This window comes from Rhizobacter sp. P1_G5 (assembly GCF_056405435.1).
Window position 1 is genome coordinate 1 of record NZ_JBFUCB010000517.1, and the last position, 4,404, is coordinate 4,404.

Sequence of the window (4,404 nt, forward strand, 5' to 3'; positions counted from 1 at the left end):
CGTCAGCCCGGAGGGTCCGCGACGCTCCGGGTCGGGTCGTTCGTTCGGTGACATCGATCTGCTCCCTGGTGGTTGTGGAGAGGATCGAGTGTCTGGACGAATGATGCAGAGAATATGCAGAAACCTGGTTCCAAGGGAAAACCCCAGGGCCGCTCGGGTTGGCCTCTGGTGCAGTCGTCCCGAAGAAGTCCGCCGGCCGGGCCAGCGCACCTGGTTGTGGCGGTCGACCTGCGGCCCCCTGCTGCTCACCTTGCGCACCCGCTGCCCGGCCGCGTTGTAGGTGTAGCTCGTCGTCACGCCGTTCTTGGTGATCGTCGCGAGCTGGCCGCGCAGGTTATAGGTGGCCGTGTAGCCTGAGCCATCGGCCGCGCTGTCGCTGAGCGTGTTGCCGGCGCTGTCGAATACGAGGCTGCGCGCCGGGTTCGTGATGCTCGTCGTCCGGTTGCTCGTCGCCTCCACGCTGTACGCGCTCGGGCTGCCGTTCAGGCTCAGGCCCGTGCGATTGCCGTTCGCGTCGTACGTGATGCCCCAGCTCGCGGCGTTCGTCGTGATGCTGGTCAGCCGACTGTTCTCGTCGTAGCCCAACGCCTGGTCCAGCGCCGGCTGTGTCGTGCCGTCCGCGCTCAGGTGCGTGAAGCTCACGATGCGGCTCGCCTCGTCGTAGCGCACATCCCGCAGCGCATCGCCCAGCGGGTAGCGTGCAACTCACCTGAATGATCAGGCTCCAGCGTGCATGCGCTTTCTTCGGCGAGCCCAAACGATGAAGCAAATTGCGACGGGAAATGAAGAGATCGCCACGTATTGCCAGATGCCGATCAAGCCAGTTGAGGTGGCAAACCACCTTGAGCTTCCGGCGAAGACGGATAACAAGAAGTGCAGGCCTGACAACCATGCAACCGCTAGCAGCGGTATGTGGCGCAGCAGCAGGCAACAGATCACCAGCGCTGGAGCGTAGAGCAGCATCGAGAAGACAACTTGCTGCACGATCCCGACCGAAAAGAAGACACTCAATGGGAAGTCGATCTCCACAGACACCTCTCGATAGCTGAAGTGATTGACCAGAGCTCCAAGCAATGTGCCGAGCCATGCCCCAAAAAATGCCGAAGAACCAACCACAAGAGTTGCCGACAGCCAGTTCCTAGCCCGACTATTGCGCACAGACGCACCTCCGAATTGTTGGAGTTTGGCCTGGGCGCAACCCCCAATTGTTGAGTTCCACACGACCCGTGATGTCGCTGGCGGACGCGACCTTGCCATTGCCGACATAGAGCCCCGTGTGCCCGGTATAGCCTTCCCCAGCGTGGCCAATCGCGATCACATCACCAGGCTCCATCGGCCCGGTGACCACCTGCCAGTTGTCGATCTGCGTGTTCGGATCAGCAATCTCTCCCGCAGTGGCCAATCGCCCCTTGACCAGCGGAGGATTCGATCCGCTCTCGGTCACGGCTGTGTTGACGAGTTTGTTGCATTTGAACTCGAGGAACCACCGCGGCCCGCCGCGCCAGCCCGGCTTGCCCCACCCCGGCTCTTGATCATGCGCAGCAGCCGCACTTGCGATTGCACCAGGGCTACACGGTCCGTGGAGTAAGCGAGGGATGACTTTTCTCTGATTAATTCCGACAGGGACTTGCCATCGACGAAATCCAGGAAATCCATTCCCGCCGCATCAATCAGGTTCAAAAATCGCGACAAAAGAAATCCAAATTCACCAGCATCTTGTTCCGAAATAAAAAGCGGGTCGTCGGATCCGCCTCGCTTCGCCGCACACATATATGAGCCTCAAGATAAATATCACTTGACGACTGCCCTCGTTCGACTCGAGTCCTTGTTGCCTCGGTCGACGAATCCACGTCAAGCGCAAAATCTAAACTCAGCCCATCGAAGACGAGCGTTGCCGTAAATTCATTCGATATCGCCAGCGCCATGGCCATTTCTTTGTCCCCGGAAAGTCGTTGCGCTTCGCAACGTTATTCACATCAGGCCCCGGACCGACCGGTTGATCAGACACAGTGCGTCGTGGCAGTTCGCCGTCGCGACGAGCACATCGATGTCATCTGGATGCGATATCCATTCGATCCAAATCGCGTCGACCATCTCGTCCGGCCGGGCGCGGAATAAGTCCGGTGTGCTCATTCGTCAAATCCCCCAAGAAATCAATTGCGCAGACAACGCTTCCTGGAGGATCCGGTACCCTCCCTTACCCCGAAACGTCAGCAATCATGCGGGTTCCTTGAATCTTGCAAGGCCGACTAATTCCTTGAATTCATAACCTCCAGAATGCTGTCAGCCAGCACAGAGTTTCTCTCGCCACCTCTTGAAATTCGCTCCAGTTCAGGCCTTAGATCTCCAATCCACCGACAAAACACCACCTCAACGTCTTGCACACCCTTATCATCGAGAGAAATCTTTTCATAGCCCGCCTCCGGATGAAAGGAGGCAAACAAATCATCAACAAAACAAAGGGCCAGTCGTTGCGAATTTTCGCCACCACAAACTATCACATCGGCAAGGAATGGAATCACCCCCAGAAGCACAGGATAATATGTTCCAGCGTGATTGTTGCAAATAGAACCCATTAAATCATCATATGCAGATGAAAGACCATCAACCAAATCATTGAGAGCACACTCAATACTCCCTGACTTGTTCCATGAGGGCTGCGGAAATTCACTCCAACTCACCGACGAAATCCGCCTCTTGATAGCATCATTCATGTCCATCTCCGTGAATAGCATCCCCAAACTACCATCCCCAAGGCCCACCTGGCTCAGCCTTTACATCCGAAGGAAATTGGGATGGCCTATATTTCGCTTGGCACGAGTAACATACCGGGATTTCTGTCCACTCAAGTAGGCCTGTCTCCGGATTACGTCTCCATCCGTATGCTTTTGTCATTGAAGCATTTTGACTAAGTTGCTCAGCAACCATATCTTCGGCGCACATCCTGCGAGCCTTACTTGACGCACCAACAACAACCTCACCTGCCTCGTGTCCACCTGCATACGTAGCGAACTTCCTCATACTTCTCAGTCCTTCCGCGTCGCGCGCAAGGTCAGCTGCCTTTGCTAGACGCAATGCATTCAGCGCCTCGATCCCTAGCCCAATCAGCCCGTCAGTTGCCRCAAAGATCGCAACTTCAGCGTACGCATTAATCAGGGCATCTTGATAGCGTCTGAATTCCCCTTCAATATTTGGGAACCCCATGCTGCCTGCTTGAAGGCCGCGCGGGTCAACAAGCGCCAATGGATTCCCCCCCACATACCCATAAGTCGTCAGACTCCGAGCAGCCAACCCGATCGGATCACTCTGCGTGTAGCCCCCACCCGCCGAGTTGTAGTACCGGAAGTAGTTGTAGAACAGCCCGCTCTCCTGATCCGCATACTGCCCCGGGAACCTCAGGTTCTGCACGAAGACCCCGAGCCCGCTCGGGTTGGTCTCCGGCGCGCTCGTCCCGAAGGGCTCCGCCAGCCAGCGCCAGCGCACCCGGTTCTGGCGGTCCACCACCACGCGTGGCGTGTTCAGGTGATCGGTGTGGATGAAGTACACCAGCGGCTCGCCTGATGGATTCGCCGGGTCGGGCGTGAACATCACCATCGGCGTGTCGCGCAGCCACACGTATTCCCGCAGCGCCGCTCCGTTCTGGTCGTACTCGCCCAGCAGGTGGCCCGCCTGGTCGTACACGAACACCACCGTGCTCTGCGGCCCCGTGCTGCTCACCTTGCGCACGCGCTGCCCGGCCGCGTTGTAGGTGTAGCTCGTCGTCACCCCGTTCTTSGTGATCGTCGCGAGCTGGCCGCGCAGGTTGTASGTCGCCGTGTAGCCTGAGCCATCGGCCGCGCTGTCGCTGAGCGTGTTGCCGGCRCTGTCGAACACGAGGCTGCGCGCCGGGTTCGTGATGCTCGTGGTCCGGTTGCTCGTCGCCTCCACGCTGTACGTGCTCGGGCTGCCGTTCAGGCTCAGGCCGGTGCGGTTGCCGTTCGGGTCGTAGCTGATGCCCCAGTTCGCCGCGTTCGTCGTGATGCTGGTGAGCCGGCTGTTCTCATCCCACCCGAACTGCTGATCCAACGCCGGCTGCGCCGTGCCGTCCGCACTCAGGTGCGTGAAGCTCACGATGCGGCTCGCCTCGTCGTAGCGCACATCCCGCAGCGCCTCGCCCAGCGGGTACCGGATCGCCCGGCCCGCGAGGTCGAAGTAGCGCTCGTTCGACTTCGTGCCGCTCGCCATCGCCCAGCCCCAGCGCTTGACCGTGCCGGCGAACGGCGTCCACTCGATCTGCGGGATCAACGGCGTGCCGCCCAGCGTGATCTCGGCGACCTCGCCATCCACCCAGGTCAGGCCCAGCTGCCGGCTCGACGGGTAGCTGATGCCGCTCAGGTTGCCCAGCGTGTAGCCGTAGCCCACCGT

At 59.3% G+C, this 4,404-nt stretch carries 5 protein-coding genes and 1 pseudogene; all 6 read right to left on the reverse strand.

Translation table 11 applies throughout. The annotated features are described in order from the left end of the window. Positions 1 to 669: pseudogene (locus AC1D12_RS25885) on the reverse strand (hypothetical protein); the annotation flags it as partial. A 48-nt stretch (positions 670 to 717) separates the two neighbouring features. Further along, complete coding sequence (locus tag AC1D12_RS25890) at positions 718 to 1,158, reverse strand: hypothetical protein (protein WP_477843801.1); 441 nt, start codon at positions 1,156 to 1,158, stop codon at positions 718 to 720. A gap of 282 nt (positions 1,159 to 1,440) precedes the next feature. Further along, positions 1,441 to 1,770 (reverse strand): hypothetical protein, encoded by a 330-nt coding sequence (locus AC1D12_RS25895; RefSeq protein ID WP_477843803.1) that lies wholly within the window; start codon positions 1,768 to 1,770, stop codon positions 1,441 to 1,443. Positions 1,771 to 1,971: 201 nt separating this feature from the next. Further along, complete coding sequence (locus tag AC1D12_RS25900) at positions 1,972 to 2,133, reverse strand: hypothetical protein (protein ID WP_156154599.1); 162 nt, start codon at positions 2,131 to 2,133, stop codon at positions 1,972 to 1,974. A 116-nt stretch (positions 2,134 to 2,249) separates the two neighbouring features. Further along, positions 2,250 to 2,714: a hypothetical protein gene (locus tag AC1D12_RS25905; RefSeq protein ID WP_477843805.1), complete on the reverse strand. Its 465-nt coding sequence runs from the start codon at positions 2,712 to 2,714 to the stop codon at positions 2,250 to 2,252. Positions 2,715 to 2,742: 28 nt separating this feature from the next. Further along, the coding region (locus tag AC1D12_RS25910; RefSeq protein ID WP_477843807.1) for an RHS repeat domain-containing protein at positions 2,743 to 4,404 on the reverse strand (1,662 nt) is incomplete at its 5' end.

Bases quoted from the DNA above. Each gene is read 5' to 3' on its own strand.
- AC1D12_RS25895 (WP_477843803.1), bottom strand. From the start codon at position 1,770: ATGTGTGCGGCGAAGCGAGGCGGATCCGACGACCCGCTTTTTATTTCG.
- AC1D12_RS25900 (WP_156154599.1), bottom strand. From the start codon at position 2,133: ATGAGCACACCGGACTTATTCCGCGCCCGGCCGGACGAGATGGTCGAC.
- AC1D12_RS25905 (WP_477843805.1), bottom strand. From the start codon at position 2,714: ATGAATGATGCTATCAAGAGGCGGATTTCGTCGGTGAGTTGGAGTGAA.